The organism is Pseudomonas sp. RAC1, from assembly GCF_030658255.1.
Taxonomy (GTDB): domain Bacteria; phylum Pseudomonadota; class Gammaproteobacteria; order Pseudomonadales; family Pseudomonadaceae; genus Aquipseudomonas; species Aquipseudomonas boreofloridensis.
Window position 1 is genome coordinate 1 of sequence record NZ_JAUTXS020000006.1, and the last position, 17,089, is coordinate 17,089.

General features: G+C 63.7%; 16 protein-coding genes and 2 pseudogenes. 5 read left to right on the forward strand and 13 right to left on the reverse strand.

Going from position 1 to position 17,089, the window contains the following annotated elements:
• From Q7C30_RS00535 to Q7C30_RS00545, 3 genes and pseudogenes are all read left to right on the forward strand, one after another.
• Positions 1 to 133, forward strand: a pseudogene (locus Q7C30_RS00535) (IS3 family transposase); the annotation flags it as partial.
• Positions 134 to 212: 79 nt separating this feature from the next.
• Complete coding sequence (locus tag Q7C30_RS00540) at positions 213 to 452, forward strand: hypothetical protein (protein WP_317870246.1); 240 nt, start codon at positions 213 to 215, stop codon at positions 450 to 452.
• Positions 453 to 805: 353 nt separating this feature from the next.
• The gene (locus Q7C30_RS00545) at positions 806 to 1,036 is read left to right on the forward strand and encodes a hypothetical protein (protein ID WP_116887974.1); all 231 of its coding nucleotides are present in this window, start codon (positions 806 to 808) and stop codon (positions 1,034 to 1,036) included.
• A 233-nt stretch (positions 1,037 to 1,269) separates the two neighbouring features.
• Here the strand turns inward: Q7C30_RS00545 and Q7C30_RS00550 are convergent.
• Positions 1,270 to 1,476: pseudogene (locus Q7C30_RS00550) on the reverse strand (YeeE/YedE family protein); the annotation flags it as partial.
• Between the two features lie 284 nt (positions 1,477 to 1,760).
• Here Q7C30_RS00550 and Q7C30_RS00555 point away from each other — a divergent pair.
• The gene (locus tag Q7C30_RS00555; protein ID WP_304484291.1) at positions 1,761 to 2,834 is read left to right on the forward strand and encodes an aldo/keto reductase; all 1,074 of its coding nucleotides are present in this window, start codon (positions 1,761 to 1,763) and stop codon (positions 2,832 to 2,834) included.
• 60 nt (positions 2,835 to 2,894) lie between these two features.
• On the opposite strand, the gene Q7C30_RS00560 is transcribed toward Q7C30_RS00555, so the two are convergent.
• From Q7C30_RS00560 to Q7C30_RS00590, 7 genes are all read right to left on the reverse strand, one after another.
• A complete protein-coding gene (locus Q7C30_RS00560; protein WP_317870250.1) occupies positions 2,895 to 3,779 on the reverse strand; it encodes a hypothetical protein in 885 nt (294 codons plus the stop codon).
• Between the two features lie 184 nt (positions 3,780 to 3,963).
• Positions 3,964 to 5,580: a gamma-glutamyltransferase family protein gene (locus Q7C30_RS00565; protein ID WP_317870251.1), complete on the reverse strand. Its 1,617-nt coding sequence runs from the start codon at positions 5,578 to 5,580 to the stop codon at positions 3,964 to 3,966.
• A 33-nt stretch (positions 5,581 to 5,613) separates the two neighbouring features.
• A complete protein-coding gene (locus Q7C30_RS00570) occupies positions 5,614 to 6,705 on the reverse strand; it encodes a polyamine ABC transporter substrate-binding protein (RefSeq protein ID WP_317870253.1) in 1,092 nt (363 codons plus the stop codon).
• A 10-nt stretch (positions 6,706 to 6,715) separates the two neighbouring features.
• A complete protein-coding gene (locus Q7C30_RS00575; protein WP_317870255.1) occupies positions 6,716 to 7,495 on the reverse strand; it encodes an amino acid ABC transporter ATP-binding protein in 780 nt (259 codons plus the stop codon).
• A gap of 1 nt (position 7,496) precedes the next feature.
• Complete coding sequence (locus Q7C30_RS00580) at positions 7,497 to 8,267, reverse strand: amino acid ABC transporter permease (protein WP_039576963.1); 771 nt, start codon at positions 8,265 to 8,267, stop codon at positions 7,497 to 7,499.
• Between the two features lie 15 nt (positions 8,268 to 8,282).
• Positions 8,283 to 9,092 carry an ABC transporter substrate-binding protein gene (locus tag Q7C30_RS00585; RefSeq protein WP_317870257.1) on the reverse strand — a complete coding sequence of 270 codons (810 nt, stop codon included), beginning with the start codon at positions 9,090 to 9,092 and terminating at the stop codon, positions 8,283 to 8,285.
• A gap of 60 nt (positions 9,093 to 9,152) precedes the next feature.
• Positions 9,153 to 9,821 carry a GntR family transcriptional regulator gene (locus tag Q7C30_RS00590; RefSeq protein WP_317870258.1) on the reverse strand — a complete coding sequence of 223 codons (669 nt, stop codon included), beginning with the start codon at positions 9,819 to 9,821 and terminating at the stop codon, positions 9,153 to 9,155.
• 381 nt (positions 9,822 to 10,202) lie between these two features.
• Between Q7C30_RS00590 and Q7C30_RS00595 the strand changes: the two genes are divergently transcribed.
• Entirely contained in the window at positions 10,203 to 12,413 is a 2,211-nt protein-coding gene (locus Q7C30_RS00595; protein ID WP_317870259.1) for an ATP-binding protein, read from the forward strand.
• A gap of 26 nt (positions 12,414 to 12,439) precedes the next feature.
• Here Q7C30_RS00595 and Q7C30_RS00600 read toward each other — a convergent pair whose 3' ends face one another.
• From Q7C30_RS00600 to Q7C30_RS00620, 5 genes are all read right to left on the reverse strand, one after another.
• Positions 12,440 to 14,620, reverse strand: coding sequence for an ATP-binding protein (locus tag Q7C30_RS00600; RefSeq protein ID WP_317870260.1), 2,181 nt, complete (start codon positions 14,618 to 14,620; stop codon positions 12,440 to 12,442).
• 93 nt (positions 14,621 to 14,713) lie between these two features.
• Positions 14,714 to 15,277: an NUDIX hydrolase gene (locus Q7C30_RS00605; protein WP_295487634.1), complete on the reverse strand. Its 564-nt coding sequence runs from the start codon at positions 15,275 to 15,277 to the stop codon at positions 14,714 to 14,716.
• A gap of 1 nt (position 15,278) precedes the next feature.
• Positions 15,279 to 16,031: a GntR family transcriptional regulator gene (locus tag Q7C30_RS00610; protein ID WP_317870263.1), complete on the reverse strand. Its 753-nt coding sequence runs from the start codon at positions 16,029 to 16,031 to the stop codon at positions 15,279 to 15,281.
• Between the two features lie 85 nt (positions 16,032 to 16,116).
• On the reverse strand, positions 16,117 to 16,506 hold the full coding sequence (pcaC, locus tag Q7C30_RS00615) for a 4-carboxymuconolactone decarboxylase (RefSeq protein ID WP_317870264.1): 390 nt from the start codon (positions 16,504 to 16,506) through the stop codon (positions 16,117 to 16,119).
• Positions 16,507 to 16,603: 97 nt separating this feature from the next.
• A complete protein-coding gene (locus Q7C30_RS00620; protein ID WP_039576980.1) occupies positions 16,604 to 17,089 on the reverse strand; it encodes a flavin reductase family protein in 486 nt (161 codons plus the stop codon).

A 17,089-nucleotide genomic window follows, 5' to 3' on the forward strand; every position in this document is an offset into this window, starting at 1 on the left:
GCAGCAAGCTCAACGAGATATTAGCCAGTATCTGATGGGCCACTACAACTGGCTCCGGCCCCATCAATTCAACAATGGACTGGCTCCGGCCAAAGCTGAAGAAAAACTCAAAACCGTGTCCGGAATGAGTTGACCACTACACAAGCACCTCGACAAAGAAGCCAAAAAGCATCTCTGATCTTACCGCTTAGTCGATCAAGGAAAACTGCCTTATGAAGAAGACCCTGGCACTGTTGTTCTGCGCAGTTCTGCTTCCTGGTATCGCAATGGCCAAAGAGGACCGCCACAAGTGCGAGTCTGCTTTAGACAAACTGAAAGATGCCACTGAAGCTACCTTCACGGGTAATGGCCATCATGAGCACCAGCAGGCAAAAGAGGCTCAAAAGTCTGGTGATTACAAGAAATGTGCTGACCAGGCAGAGAAAGCACTGTCTCATCAGAGGCCGGGCTGACCGTCAGATTTGATCATTGATCCCTATGTTGCAAGAGGGCTGCATTGCAGCCCTTTTCATGGGTTCGCTTTTTGATACCTACGGCTCGATCTGCATTTTTGAGCGCTGTGCGTGCCCTGCGCGGATGAAGGTACGTTCATCTTATCCACGACTCCAAGCCCATAACGACTTCAGCCAGAGTCCCCATCCATCAGCCGCTCCAGCTCATCGTCGCTCGTCAATCATCTCCGTTTTCGATCCTGACAAACTCACCCCAGATTAAACCCCGTTTACCTACCTTTTTTCGTGTCTGTCTTCGGCTACATTCAGCTTGCAAGACCCAAGAACATATACCCCTCGAAGGAAGTGCTGACATGATCAAGAAAACGGTTGCTGCGATTGCGATTGCCCTGACCACCCTCATGACGGTGTCCATGGCACAGGCGGAAGGCGAGGTGGCAAAGGGCGTCCGGCATGATGTCCGCGAAGTGGACAAGGGTGCAAAACATGATGGCAAGGAAATCGACAAGGGCGCTCATCACCTGAACAAAGAACGCCACAAAGAAGGCAAGCACATCGACAAGACGGTGAAGAAAGACCTGTGAGGCGTTGATAACCGTTAGCGAGTCAATGCCACAGAGGGCCGCGATGCGGCCCTCTTTCTTTTTCTGCGAAAGACGGTCTCCAAGAAACAGTCGTCAAGAGGTCTACCGCTTCTCCAACTGCGCGAAGATCCACATCCCAAACAGCATCGCCGTCACGAACAGCAGCATCTATTGCCAGCAACACTACAGCCGGTCCAGGGCAGAGCTCGGCCAACACGCAGCACGTGGCGCACCCACAGCAGCGATGCCAACAGCAGACCGAGTAGGGACAGGGATTTTTCGCTCCAGCCCTCGCTGCCGCGCTGCAGTAAGCTTCCGAGCAGGCCGCTGATGCTGGCGATGCGGCCGTTGGTGACGATGAGCAGGCTGGTGGACACGCCGATCAGCGCGTCGCCGGTCAATGACGCCCATGGCGTGAAATTGCTCCAGTCGGTACCCATGCGACCTCTCCTGTGGAGACGGTTGTTTCGGTGTCTGGCGGGCGATGATGACAAACTGGTTTTCTGAGGTGTCGAGCCTTTGATGCGGCCCTGATCACAGGGCCCGGCGATCCATTTGCTTGCGACCCGTATCCTTGGCCCGTAGCCTCGACGCTTCTTTGCATCTGCGTCGAGGATGCTGCGGCCAGCCGCGACGCTCGGTAACCGGGCGATGTTGATCGGATTGAACGTTTCAGCTCGCGATTGCGTCGGTACTTCCATGTGTCTTTCAACGGAGGTACCCCATGAAGTATCGAGCACTCGGCAACACTGGCCTGTTGGTATCCGAGCTGGTGGTGGGCACGGTCCCATTCGGTGGGCGTGGCGCATTCGAAAAAACCGGCAGTGTGGACGTTGATCTGGCTCGACGTCAGTTCGACTTGGCGTTCGAGGCGGGGGTCAACCTGGTCGACACCGCTGACTTGTACTCCCACGGTTTGGCTGAGGAAATCGTCGGCAAAGCACTGGGTGCCAAACGTCAGTCGATCATTCTCGCCAGCAAGGCGCGCAGCCCGATGGGGGATAACCCCAACGACAGCGGTGCTTCGCGTTATCACCTGATCCGCGCCTGCGAGGCCAGCCTCAAGCGCCTGGGCACTGACCATATCGACCTGTACCAGATCCACAACTGGGACGGTATCACCCCGGTGGAGGAAACCCTGGCGGCGCTGGAACACTTGGTGCAGAGCGGCAAGGTCCGCTATTTCGGCACTTCCAACTACACCGCCTGGCAGATGATGAAGACCCTGGGCAGCGCACGACTCAATGGCTGGCAACAGCCGGTGTCGCAGCAAATCTATTACACCCCCGAGGCACGCGAGGCGGAGTACGAACTGCTGCCGATGGCGCTGGACCAAGGCTTGGCGACCCTCGTGTGGGGGCCGCTGGGCGAGGGTCTGCTTACCGGCAAGGTGCGCCGTGGTCAGCAGACGCCGCCAGGCACACGCCAGGGTAATAACTGGCCAGAACCCTACGTGCATGACCGTGAGCGCGCCTACGACATCATCGAGACCTTGATCGAAGTTGGTCAGCGCCACGGCTGTTCGCCGGCGCGGGTGTGCCTGGCATGGCTCAAGGACCGCCCGGGCATCACCAGTGTGATCACTGCTGGCCGTTCGCTCGAGCAGTTGCAAGACAACCTGCAGGCGGTGGATCTGGTGCTGACGGCCGAGGATCTGGCACAGATCGAGCAAGCTACTCGCATTGCACCGCAGTATCCCTACTGGCATCGGATTGCAGCCGAGATGGATCGCATCGACCCGGCCGAGGCGCCGTTCATCGCACTGTATCGTGAAACCATGAAGCAGCGCGGCGAATGACAGGGTGCGAGGCGGCAGTCTGTCTGCCGCTTTTCCACGACTCGGCGGCTGTCGGCCTTCCTACTGAAACAGTGATTTCAGGAACGAGCCAGGCCCTGGTAATGTTCCAATTTCGACCTCCGCTGCATCTGCTGCCTGAGACCTCACCCCGAACACCGTGCTGTGGTCGTCTTGACTGCGAGCGAAAGCGATATAGCCATTCTCCAAGGGATGCACGTACTCGCCGGAGCGATAGCCGGGATAGTTCGGCGCTTGGTGGAAGTCGCTCTTGAGCGCGACGACCGTTACCAGCGTCTTGAAGGTCGCGCTGAAATCTTCCGTGGCGTAGCTATAGCCCGTCGAAAGGAGAACGCCGGCATACAGGGCGCCCAGACCATGGAAGATCATCATCTGGCGGGGCGGCCCGGTCATAGGCTTGCTTCGCCACGGGTTGATCAAAACGGCCAATTGTTGCCACACCGCTTCGAAGGGCAGGGTGACGAAGGCGACGATCATGATCATTACCGCCGCCAGTCCGAGCAGGATCCCCACCACCGCCAACCAGGCCGGGAGATAGAACAGCGCAGCCAGGAAGCCGACCGTGAGATCGAAGCTTTGTGGCGGTAGGCCCAGGCTCTCGGCCACCGCAAATCGGGCGCAGGCAGTGGCGATCAGCAGCGCCAGCAAATGCAGCAAGATGATGGGCGTTTTTGCGAAGGGCCTGTCCCAGGCGGCGTGCACCCAACGCGTCAAAGGCAGGCACCAGGCGATGAATCCGCACAGTACCAACGCACTGGTCAGGCCGGTGAGCGCAGTGAGCGAAGGAAGCCCAGTCTTCAGGTGACAGGCGAAGCCGAACAGGTAGAGGACTATCGATGCGAGGTAGAAACGGTGGGAGACGGGGGTGTGCCGGTAGGCGTCGAGCAGTTTGGTTTTTAGCGCGTTCATGGGCAGGTCAGATTCCATTCAGTCAGTTCAGCCACGACCGCACGCCTGGGTGGCGATGGATCGGTTGCGAATTTTCTGAGGTGGAAGCTGTTCCTGCAAGGTGAAGCAGGCGCGCCGCGCTGTAGGTCGGTTCGCAAAAGCTGCTTGTCGCCTAGGCGACAGGACGCTGGCAGCCGAAGTGCTGTCAGCGCCACGCCGCGGTTCAACAGACCGCGATATGCGAATCCGCTCGCGGCTCGGTGCCGCCGCACAGCACGCCCGTGACAGGGTCGCGCACGATGATCTGGCCGCGGCCGAAATCGGTCAGGTCATGGGCGATTTCCACTTGGTGTCCACGCCGGGCCAGGGCGAAGGCCAGATCTCGCGAGGCGCCTTGTTCGATGCCGACCTTCATCTCGCCCAGCCACTGCCAGCGCGGGGCATCCAGGGCGGCCTGGGGATTGAGGCCGAAGTCCACCAGGTTCATCACCATCTGCACATGGCCCTGGGGCTGCATGTAGCCGCCCATCACGCCGAATGGACCGACCGCCACGCCGTCCTTGCTGAGAAAACCCGGGATGATGGTGTGGAAAGTCTGCTTGCCCGGCGCCAGCGCGTTGGAGTGCCCAGGGTCGAGACTGAACTCCGAGCCGCGGTTTTGCAGGCCGATGCCGCTGTCGGGCAGCACCACGCCGGAGCCGAACCCGTGGTAGGCGCTCTGGATGAACGAGACCATGTTGCCTTCGCCGTCGGCGGTGGCGATGTACACCGTGCCGCTGGCGTGCGGATCGCCGTGCAGCGGGGCCTGGGCTCGGTCGCCGATCTCGGCGCGGCGGCGGGCGGCGTAGGCTTCGCCCAGCAACTGCTCGGTGGCCATGCGCATGTGTTCGGGGTCGGTAATGTAGTGCAGTCCGTCGGCGTAGGCCTTCTTCATGGCCTCGAGCTGGCGATGCCAGGTGAGCTGGCTGTCGCGCTGGTCGAAGGTGTAGCCCTGGAGAATGTTGAGGGTCATCAGCGCGATCAGACCCTGGCCGCTGGGCGGAATCTCCCAGACGTCATAGCCGCGGTAGTTGAGCTTGATCGGCTCGACCCATTTGGGCCGGTAGCCGGCCAGGTCGGCGGCGCTCAGGTGTCCACCGCTGGCTCCCGCATGGTCGGCCAGGCGCTGGGCCAGCGGGCCGCGGTAGAAGCTTTCGCAGCGGGTTTCGGCCAGCTCGGCCAGGCTGCGGGCCTGGGCCGGATTGCGGAACAACTGGCCCGCCTGGGGCGCCTGTCCGTCGATCAGGAAGGTGTCGAACCAGGCTTGCAGGGCCGGTTCGCGTTCCAGGCTCGCCTGGTATTCGTCCTGGGCAATGCGCCACTGATGGGCGACCACCGGCGACACCGGGAAGCCGTCGCGGGCCAGGGCGATGGCCGGTTGCAGCAGGTCGGCGAAGGGCAACTTGCCGAAGCGCTCGGACAGCGCGGCCCAGGCCGAGGGGATGCCGGGCACGGTGACTGGCAGCCAGCCGTGCACGGGCATCTTGTCGTGACCGGCGGCCTTCACCGCCTCGATCGACAGCGACGCCGGGGCGCGGCCGCTGGCGTCCAGGCCGTGCAACTGGTCTTTGACCCAAACCAGCGCGAACGCGTCGCCGCCGATGGCGCAGCCGGTGGGCTCGACCACCGTGAGCGCGGCAGCGGTGGCGATGGCGGCGTCGATGGCGTTGCCGCCGGCGCGCAGCATGGCGATGCCGGCCTCGGCCGCCAGGGGCTGCGAGGTGGCGACCATGCCATTGCGGGCGAAGACGCTCTGGCGCTGGGAGGCGTAGGGGTATTCGTGGGCGGAGAAATCAAGCATGTCGGGGGACTCTTAAAAAGGGCTCTGCAGCCGTCATTGGCCAGTCTTGATCCGGGTCCATTCGCGGGTCATCACGCGCTGGATCTTCGGCGGCAGGTCGGCGGAGACGAACAGTTTCTCGATCACCGCGTCGCTGGGGTAGATGCCGGGGTTGTCGCGCACCTTGGGGTCGAGCAGGGCGGTGGCGTCGCGGTTGGGGTTGGCATAACCGACGTAGTCGCTGACCTTGGCGATCACCTCGGGGCGCAGCAGGTAGTCGATCAGCGCCAAGGCGCCCTTGGGGTTCTGCGCGTCACGCGGGATGGCGAGCATGTCGAACCACAGGTTGGCGCCCTCCTTGGGGATCGAGTAACGGATGTCGATGGCCTTGCCGGCTTCCTTGGCGTGGCTCTGCGCCTGCATGACATCGCCCGAGTAGCCGATCGCCACGCAGATGTCGCCATTGGCCAGGTCCGTGGTGTAGCGCGAGGAGTGGAAATAGGTCACCGACGGCGCCAGTTTCTGCAACAGGGCCGAGGCCTTGCGGTAATCGTCGGGATTCTGGCTGTTGGGATCCAGGCCGAGGTAGTGCAGGGCCTGGGGAATGATCTTCACCGGCGCATCGAGGAAGGCCACACCACACTGATGGAGCTTGGCCAGGTTTTCCGGTTTGAACACCAGGTCCCAGGAGTCCACCGGCGCGTTGTCGCCGAGTACGGCCTTGACCTTGGCGACGTTGTAGCCAATGCCCACGGTGCCCCACATGTAGGGTACCGCGAAGCGGTTGCCGGGGTCGGCGGCCTCAAGGCGTTGCATCAGTCGAGGGTCCAGGTGCTTCCAGTTGGGTAACTGGCTACGGTCCAGCGGCTGGTAGATGCCGGCGTTGATCTGCTTGGTGAGGAACTGGCTGGACGGCACCACCAAGTCATAGCCGGAGTGGCCGGAGAGCAGCTTGGCTTCGAGCATCTCGTTGGTGTCGAAGACGTCGTACTGGACCTTGATGCCGCTGGCCTGATCGAACGCCTTGAGGGTGTCGGGGCCAATGTAGTCGGACCAGTTGTAGAAGCGTACCAGTGACTGGTCGGCCTGGGCGTTGACGCAGGCCAACAGGCCAAGTGCGGCGAGGGACGGCAGGGATGTGCGCATGGGTCGACCTCTACAGGACGCGGCTGAGAAATTCCCGCGTGCGCGGGTGGTGAGGGTTGCCGAACACTTGGGCCGGCGGGCCTTGCTCGATCAGCTCGCCCTGGTGCAGCACCACCACGCGGTCGGCCACTTCGCGGGCGAAGCCCATCTCGTGGGTCACGACCACCATGGTCATGCCGTCCTCGGCCAGCGCCTTCATGACCTGCAGCACTTCGCCAACGGTCTCCGGATCGAGGGCGCTGGTGGGTTCGTCGAACAGCATGGCCTGGGGCTTCATGGCCAGCGCGCGGGCGATGGCGACGCGCTGCTGCTGCCCGCCTGAAAGCTGCGCAGGGTAGTGCTCGGCCTTGTCGCTCAGGCGCACCCGGGCCAGCAGCGCTCGGGCCTGCTCCAGTGCCTCGGCGCGGGGCACGCCGAGCACGCCGGTCGGGGCCTCGATGATGTTCTCCAGCACCGTCATGTGCGGGAACAGGTTGAAGCGCTGGAACACCATGCCGATGTCGCGACGGCGGCGGGCGATGTTGCTTTCGGAGTCACGTACGCGCTTGCCGTCAGGGCGCTCGCGGTAGCCCATGAGCTCGCCGTTGACGCGGATGCTGCCGCCCTGGATGTCCTCGAGCAGGTTGATGCAGCGGATGAAGGTGGTCTTGCCGGAGCCGGAGGCGCCGATCAGCACCACCACCTCGCCTTTGTGCACCTCCAGGGACACGCCCTTGAGGATCTGCAGTTCGCCGAACGACTTGTGCACGTTGTTCGCCTGGATCACCACTGGGTGATGTGTGCCGGTCATCTCAGCGCCCCCTCAGCAGTTTCATGGCCTGCAGGCCGAACATTCGTCGTGGTGCCGACGCCACGTGGCCGTCGGCGCGCCCGAAACGTTTCTCCAGCCAGCGCTGGAACAGGCCCCAGAGCGTGGTCAGTGCCAGGAAGTAGATCGCGACCACCAGATACAGCTCGAACACCCGGAAAGTCGCGGAGGTGACCATCTGTGTGCTCAGCAGCAGTTCCTGAACGCCGATCACGCTGACCAGCGTGGTGTTCTTGAGCATCACGTTGAACTCGTTGCCCAGCGGCGGCACGATCACCCGCAACGCCTGGGGCAGCACGATGCGCCGCATCAGTCGAGCAAAGGTCATGCCCAGCGAGCGTCCGGCCTCGTACTGGCCCTTGTCTACCGCGCCGATGCCGGCGCGGATGATCTCGGCCATGTAGGCGCCTTCGTTCAGGCCCAGGGCGATGATCGCTGCCTGGATGTTGCCGGGCAGCACGAACAGCCCCAGGTCCAGGTCCTGGAAGCGGAAGATGCCGCCGGCGGCCAGTGCGGTGTAGAGAAACACGATCTGCACCAGCAGTGGCGTACCGCGCATCAGCCACACGTAGCAGCGCACCGGATATTGCAGCAGCGGGTTGGACGACAGCCGCATCAGGGCTGCCAACAGGCCCAGCAGACACCCCAGGAGCATGGCGCTGACCGCGATCACGCAGGTCAGCCACAGGCCGTACAGGTAGATGTCGCTGGGTCGCAGCAGGTATTGCCAAAACACGTCCCAATTGAAATTCATCGTGGTCGCCTCAGGTCAGTCCAGCTTGTCGCCTTCGATGTGCCACTTGGCGAGCAGCGCCTGGTAGCTGCCGTCGGCCTGCATGTCCTTGATGATCTGCGTCACCGCCGCGCTCAACTGCGGGTCGTCCTTGCGAAAGCCGAAACCGGTGAGGATGCGGGCGAAGGCCGGCACGCCGGTCTCGAACAGGTCGGGGGCCATGCCCTGGTAGTAGCCTGCGGTTTCCAGGGTGGTGCCGTAGGCATCGGCCTGCTGGATACGTAGGGCTTGGAAGGCGTCGGTGTCGGAGTTGTACACCACCACCTGCATGGGCGCTTTGCCGGCCTGCTTGAGTTTCTCGTTGTGGGCTTCGAGCAGGGTGCGGATGGTGGAGCCGTTGAGCACCGCGACTTTCTTGCCGGAGAGGTCATCCAGGGTGTGGATGCCTTTGAGGTTGCCCTTGCCGACCACCACGGCCTGGCTGGAATACATGTAGTTGACCATGTCGATCACTTCGCGCCGTTCGGGCTTGTCGAACAGCTGGTCGGCGAGCATGTCGCACTGCCCGGCCAGCAGCGCCGGAATCAGCCCGGAGAAGGGCGTCACCCGCCAGTCGATGGGCTTGTCGCCCAGGCGTTTGGCAATCGCCTGGCCCAGTTCCACGGTGACCCCGGCCGGTTTCTGCGCGGCGTCGAAGAAGCCCATCGGCGGCGAGTCCATGGCGCCGCAGAACACCAGTTTGTCGGCGTGCTGCAGACGGTCGGGAATCTTGACCGCGTCGGCATGCGCCAGGGGCGCGGCAAGGCAAAGGGCGATGAGGCACTGCGGGATCCTGCGTACGAACATGGTCAGCTCCAGAGGGTGAGGTTGCCGTGGCAGTTCAGTGGGACAGTCGAAGTGCGGGTCTCAGGTGCCCGTTGCTTCGAGGAATTCCAGCAGCGAGGGCACCGTGCCCTCGATGTGTTCGCAGAGCACGCGCTGGGCCTGGACGGCATCGCCGCTGCGCAAGGCATCGAGGATGGCGGCGTGTTCTTCGCGGGCGCTCAAGGGTTTGTCGACATGCTGCAGCCACAGGCGCAGGTGCGGCTCGATCACCGAGTACAGCGCGCTGATCTGGCGCAGCAGGCGCGGGCGCTCGGCCAGGCTGCACAGGTAGTGATGAAAGGCGCGGTGACGGCCGATCCATTCGGCGCTGTCGTCGCGGCACTCGTCCATCTCGTCGAGCAACCGCTCCAGGCGACTGAGGTGGCGTTCGTTCAGGTGCGCGACGGCGAGGCGGATGGCCAGGCCTTCGAGGGCGCTGCGCATCTCGAACACTTCACGCATTTCTTCGATGTTCAGGCCGCTGACGATGGCGCCACGGTTCGGCCGCAGGTTCACCAGGCCTTCGGCGGCCAGGCGGCGGAACGCCTCGCGCACCGGCATGCGGCTCATGCCGATGTCATTGGCGATGTCTTCGGCGATCAGCCGGTCACCGGTGCGGTAGCGGCCCTTGCAGATGGCGTCGAGCAGAAAGGCGTATGCCTCTTCTTCGGCGGTGGCGGGCTGACGGGGGTAGGGCGAGACCAGATGCATACCGAATTCCTTGTGGATTTTTGTATCCAATTATCCATGTAGACAGTAATGCACCGCGCGTGCCAGTTTTGGTGTTCGAAGCAAGCTGTTGAATGGCAAAGGAATGTTGAAACGACGCGGGTGCGATTGCTGCGCTGGGTCGGAGCAGGTGTCACTTTTGTGCCCCGTAGGTGGGCACCTGGAAACGTTCGGTAACAAAGGGGGCTTATTGCTGGCCACGCCCGTATCAACCGCTTTTTGAGAGGCGGTTCACGTCTGGAGCGTGGACAAGTCGACCGCTGAGCAATCTGCGTTGCTCTCAAGGGAACGTATCCAAGTCGCTGATTTCATACGCTCAGAATCCGCTAACCGTGCCGTAAAAACCCTGATGGTCCGCCCAACATGAACTCAATCAAGGACAGCGATACATCCCGTACTCGCTCGCCTGAGCCCGGCTTTCTGCGCGATGGCGGAACGGTGGCTACGTTGCTGCTGCGGCGAGACTGGAGCGCGTCGCCCCTGGGCGATCCTCAGAGCTGGCCGCTGGGCCTGAAAACCTTGATGGGCACCATTCTTCCTGCCCAGGCGCAAATCGTACTGTTCTGGGGGCCGCAGTACTTGGCGCTGTACAACGATGCGTACGCCCCGACCATCGGCGCCAAGCATCCGCATGCCTTGGGCCGCCCGGCCATCGAGCACTGGCGCGAGCTGTGGGACGACCTTGAGCCGCTGTTGCGCAACGTGCGCGAGACCGGCGAGACGTTTTCGGCCAAGGACCGTGCCTTTTACCTGGAACGTCACGGCGTCGGTGAGACCGTGTATTTCGATGTGTCCTATTCGGCGGTGCGCGAGGCCGATGGCAGTGTCGGCGGCGTGCTGTGCATTGTCACCGAGACCACTGAGCGGGTGCAGTTCGAGCGGCGCCAAGCGTTTCTATTGGCGCTGGGCAAGGCCTTGCCGGAGATCGCCGAGGCCGAGGCCATCGAGGTTCACGTCACACGCAGACTCGGCGAAGAGTTGCGCGCGTCACGGGTGTGGTTGGCCGAGGACTTGGGCGATGGCGAGCGCTATCGTGTCACCCGCGACTGGGTCGACGGTGTACCGTCGCAGACCGGTGAAGGCGCCTGGAGCGAGCACGGCGCACAGGTGCACGCGTATTTGCAGACCGGCCATCCGCTGCTCGGGGATCGTCTGGCTGGCGCATCGGCTGAACCTTGCGCCAGCCTGAAGGTGCCGTTGTTACGTGCGGGTGTGTTGGAGGCGATGCTGTGCGTGGATTTCGACCGTCCCCAGGTGCTCGCCGTGGACCAATGTCGCCTGGTGGAAGAAGCCGCCCAACTGGCCTGGTCGGCGATCCTCCATGCCCGCGCCCAACAGGCGTTGCACGCCAGTTCCGCGCACCTGGAAGCCACGCTGCTGGAACTGATGACGCTCAATGCCACGCTGGAGGAGCGCGTCGCCAGCATGCTGGCAGAGCGTGAGTCGGACCTCATGCAGTTGCACGAAGCGCGCAAGATGGAAACCGTTGGCCAGCTCACTGGCGGCATTGCCCATGACTTCAACAACATGCTCACGCCCATCATCGCTACGCTGGAGCTGATCGCCCGACGCCCCGACGACACCGCGCGCTCGGCGCGCCTGATCGAAGGTGCGCTGCAGGCGGCGGACCGCGCCCGCAGCCTGGTCGGCCGCCTGCTCAGCTTTGCCCGGCGCCAGACCCTCAAGCCGCAACCGGTGTCACTGGCGACGCTGGTCAGCGACATGCACGAACTGATCAGCCGTTCGCTGGGGCCGACCATCGCCATCCACATCGACATTGCCGCCGACCTGCCCGCCGCGGTGATCGATCCGCATCAATTGGAGGTGGCGCTGCTCAACCTGGTGGTCAACGCCCGTGACGCCATGGCTCAGGGCGGGCACCTGCGGATCAGCGCCGGCCTGGACAGCGTGCGCGAGGATCGTCCGGCAGGCTTGGAGGCAGGCCAGGTGATCTGGTTGGAGGTGGCCGACACCGGCTGCGGCATGAGTGAAGACGTGCTGGCCCACTGTTTCGAACCGTTCTATTCCACCAAGGGCGTCGGCAAGGGTACCGGGCTGGGACTGCCCATGGTGCAGGGGCTGTCGTTGCAATCCGGCGGCGACTTCGCCATCCGCTCGCAACTGGGCAAGGGGACGGTAGCGACGCTGTGGTTACCAGTGAGTGCCGATTACCGGCCAAGCCGGGAAGACTACGCTCAGGAGGTGCCCAGCGCTCAAGGGCCGGTGCGGGTGCTGTTGGTGGACGACGAAGCTATCGTGCGTCAGGTGACGGCCATGCAGTTGCGCGATCTGGGCTACCAGGTCACCGAGGCCGCCAGTGCCGCCGAAGCACGGACGCTGCTGGAGCAGGGCTTGGCGCTGGAGGTGCTGGTCACCGATCAGGTGATGCCCGAGCAGACTGGCGCCGAGCTGGCCAAGCACTTACGCATGCATTTGCCCGAACTGCCTGTGCTGATCATCACCGGTTACGCCAACCTCACGCCCCGTGAACTGTGCGGGTTCGAGGTGCTGCGCAAACCCTTTCGGCGGAGCGAGCTGGCCCGTAGCCTGGCGCGACTGGTGCCGTCGGTCTGACGCCGAGTCCGCGCGCCCTGGCGGTGCTAGCCGCCCAGGACGCTGTCGAGCAGCTGACACACCTGTTCGGCCGAGTAAGGTTTGGCCAGGAAGGGGAAGCCTTGATGGCCGCCTTCAGCGATGGCATCGCTGTATCCGGAAGCCAGGATCACTGGCAGGTGCGGTTGGCTGCGACGCAGTTCACGGGCCAGGGCCAAGCCGCCCATGCCAGGCATCACCACATCTGAGAACACCACGTCGAAGGGGTCTTCGGTCATGTGCATCTGCGCCAGGGCATCTTCGGCCGAGGTGGCCCAACTGACCTGGTAGCCGTGGTCCTTGAGAATCTGCGCGGTGAAGCTGCCCAGGTCGCGATTGTCTTCCACCACCAGTATTCGCCGTGGCCCGTGCTCCACGGTGACCGGCGAGCTGGGCTCGGGGGCGGCGTGGGCGTCGGTGGCGATTTCCTGCGGCAGATAAAGGGTAAAGGTGGTGCCCTCGCCGGGCGCGCTGGTGACCTGCACGTCGCCGCCGGATTGCTTGACGAAACCGAACACCTGCGACAGGCCCAGACCGGTGCCCTGACCGGACGCCTTGGTGGTGAAGAACGGGTCGAAAATACGTTCGAGCAGGTCCTGGGCGATGCCCACGCCGTTGTCGATCACCGAGATCGCGGCGAAGGTTCCACTCAGGCCCGGTTGCCCCTGCAGCGTCGGCACCACTTGGTCCGGCTGAAGGCGCAGGCGCAGCACGCCTTCACCATTCATGGCATCGCGGCCGTTGATCATCAGGTTGATCACAGCCGTCTCCAGTTGGGCGAGGTCGGCACGGATATGGCACGGCGTGTCCGGCAATTCCAGGTTGACCTGGATGCGTGCGCCGGTCGCGGTATCGAGCATTTCGGCCATGGCCTCGAGCCGTGGCCCGGCTTCGAACACCTGCGGGCTGAGGGCTTGCCGGCGGGCGAAGGCCAGCAACTGGCCGGTGAGCTTGGCGCCGCGATCGACGGTGTCGGCCACGGTTTTGAGATAGCGCTGACGGCGGCTGTCGTCCAGGTCCGGACGCTGCAGGAAGTGCAGGGAAGAGCGGATGATGGTCAGCAGGTTGTTGAAGTCGTGGGCCACGCCGCCGGTGAGCTGGCCGATGGCTTCGAGTTTCTGGGTCTGGCGCAGCAGCGCTTCGGTGTGCAGCAACTGTTCGGTGCGTTCCTCCACCCGCTGTTCCAGCGTGGCGTTGAGCACCTCCAGCGCCTGTAGCGTCTCGCGCGCCTCGGTGCTGGCCTGCACGCGCTGGATGTGTGCCCAGGAGCGCTCGGTCACTTCGCTGATCAGCGCGTACTCGTAGCCGGTCCACAGCCGGGGCTGCTGGTCGTTGATGGCCATCAGGGCCGTCAGGCGCCCGTCCTTGACCAGCGGCCTGCAGATCGTCGCGCTGACGCCCATGCCGGCGAAAGCCACGGCCTCGGCGGGATCAAGTTCGGCGTCGCGGTCGTTGATCACCAGCGCATCACCGGCGCGCAGGCGCTGCTGGGCCAACTGCCCGAAGTCGGCCAGCCGGTACTGGCCAAGCAATTGCGGTAACCCAGGGGCGACCCAGTCGCCGCAGACGGTGAAGCCATCCTGGTCCGGGGCCATGAGCGCGTAGGCGCAACTGGACAGGTTCAGATGCTCGCCCAGTCGAGCCGTGGTGATGGCCAGAATGCACTCCGGCTCGGTGACGTTGGCCACGGCGCGGCCAAGGTCGTCGAGAAATTTCAGACGCTGGTTGGCCACCACGTTGGCGGTGGTTTCGTTGACCGTATCGAGCATGCCGACCACGCGACCGTGCTGGTCACGGATCGGGCTGTAGCAGAAGGTGAAATAGGCCCGTTCGGGCCGATCATGGCGTTCGATGATCAACGGGAAGTCTTCGATGTACACGGCTTCACCCGCGAGGGCGCGCTGCGCCATACCTTCGATCTCGCTCCAGGCCTCCTGCCACACGTGGCTGAACGGACGGCCCAGGGCCAGGGGTTTGTCCCCGAGGATTTCGATGAAGGCGTCGTTATACAGGGTGATCAGCTCGTCGCCCCACAGCACCGCCTGGGCGAAGCGCGAGCCCAGGCACAGGGCCACGGTGGTCTTGAGGACATCGGGCCAGGTGTCCAGGGGGCCAAGCGGCGTTGCCGCCCAGTCGTGGGTGCGGATGCGCTCGGCCATGTGTCCGCCGCCTTCCAGCCAATTCGCCATGAAAATTGCCGCTTCGCTTGTCAGGAGCGCATAGGGTGCACCGGGAATGGCTGGCTGGCGAGCGATTTGTGCCGATCGGACGTGCAGTGCGGCTCAGCGCATGAAGTGCACTTTGCCGCTGTCGTCATTGCCCATGTAAATGCCATACACACCTGCCTGGCGTTCGAGGATATAGCGCTCGAGGATCTGCCGGATCGCAGGGTAGTAGATCTCGTCCCAGGGAATGTCTTCAGGTGCGAAGAAACGGTAGTCGAGGGTTTCGGGGCCGAATTGGCCGGTTTCCTCGGTGGCGATGGCGCGGAAGACGATGTACACCTCGCTGATCTTCGGCACGCTGAAGATCGAGTAGGGCGAGACGATGTCGGCGCGCACGCCGGTCTCCTCCCACACCTCGCGCAGCGCCGCCTGCTCGGTGGTTTCCCCGGCCTCCATGAACCCGGCTGGCAGCGTCCAGGTACCAGGGCGCGGCGGAATGGCGCGCTGGCACAGCAGGTAGCGACCGTCGCGCTCGATGATGCAGCCGGCGATGATCTTCGGATTGACGTAGTGGATATAGCCGCAGGCCGGGCAGTGCTGGCGAGCATGGGTGTCGCCGGTGGGGACGCCCCGGTCCAGTGCCGTGGTGCAGTGCGGGCAGTAGCGCGGGGCGTTGGGCATGTCAGCGGCCTATGCGAGGGTCCTTCAGGGCCAAGGGCGCGACGATGTCGCGCACCTGGGCGTTGTCGTCCTGCTTCTGGCGCAGGTAGTCAAGGGCCACCTTGGCGGCGGCGCGCACGTGATCGACGGAGGCCTGGTGCGCTGCTTTCGGGTCGCCGCTCTTGATCGCCTCGACCATCTTCTCCATCTCCCGGTTGCTGGCCCCACGGCGGTTCTGCTGCGACACCGAGGTGGCGCGCAGGTAGCTGATGCGGGCCTGCAACTGGCGCAACTGGGTGGCGGCGACGTGGTTGCCCGAGCCTTCGAGCAGCACATCGTAGAAGCCTTGCACCGAATCGAGCACCTGCTGCAGCTCGCCTTCTTCCAGCGCTTCACGGTTCACTTCCAGGGCACGCTCGAGGGCGCGGATGTCCTTGGCCTTGGCGTTGAGGGTGAACAGTTGGACGATCAGCCCTTCGAGTACGCAGCGCAGCTCGTAGATGTCGCGCGCATCTTCCAAGGTGATGATTGCCACTCGCGGGCCCTTGGCGTCGGCGAACTCCACCAGGCCTTCGGACTCCAGGTGACGCAGCGCTTCACGCACCGAGGTGCGGCTGACGCCCAGGCGGTCACAGAGGTCGCGCTCGACCAGGCGGTCGCCGGGCAGCAGGTGGAAGTTCATGATCGCCGCGCGCAGCTTGTCGAGCACGATTTCGCGGAGCGTGACGGGGTTGCGGTTGACCTTGAAGCTGTCGTCGAGTGGCTGGCGTTTCATCGGGGGAGCTCTGTGTGTGGCTGTTGCGCCAGGCTCGAAGCGCCCCGAACCCAGACGCTCCTTGCAGTGGTTCGACAGCCCGCTGTTAACGGGTGGGCTCCGCGTCGGCTTCGGCGAACGCTTCGCGGGCCAGGCGGAAGCTGTCCACCGCCGCGGGTACGCCGCAATAGATGCCGACCTGGAGCAGGATTTCACGAATCTGTTCCCGGCTCAGACCATTACGCAAAGCGCCGCGGATGTGCAGCTTGAGCTCGTGGGGCCGGTTGAGGGCGGAAATCATCGCCAAGTTTATCATGCTGCGCTCTTTGAGCGACAAGCCGTCACGGCCCCAGACATGGCCCCAGCAGTATTCGGTGACCAGGTCCTGCAGCGGCTTGGTGAAATCGTCGGCGTTCTGCATCGAACGGTTGACGTACGCCTCGCCCAGCACCTGGGTGCGGATCTTCAGGCCTTTTTCGTACTTCTCGTTGCTCATCGGCGGGGCTCCTGGAGAAGGTCGATAAGATGAAATGAGCGCGAAGCCTGGGGTGAATCCCTCGTCGGCTCACCGACGATGAATTCAACCCCGGTCCTCAGCCCAGCGGCGGCAGCGCGCCGAGCTTGCCCTTGTGATAGAGCATCGGCGTCACCGGTTCGGCCGGCAGCACCAGGTTCTTCACGGCGCCGACGATGATCGCATGATCACCGCCATCGTACTCGCGCCACAGCTCGCACTCGATGATCGCCGTGGCCTTGGCCAGCAGCGGGTTGCCCAGCTCGCTCAGGTGCCAGTCGATGCCCTTGGCCTTGTCCTTGCCTTTGCCCGCGAAGGCATAGGCCTCGGCCGTCTGCTCGGCGGACAGCAGGTGGATGGCGAACTGCTTGCTGTCGCGCAGGATCGGGTAGGTGTCGGAGGCGTAGTTGGGGCAGAACAACACCAGCGCCGGCTCGATCGACAGCGCACTGAAGGCGCTGGCGGTGATGCCGACGATACCGCCCTGCGGATCGAGGGTGGTGACCACGGTGACGCCGGACGGGAAGGAGCCCATCACGTCTTTGTAGATGCCAGGTTCGATCAT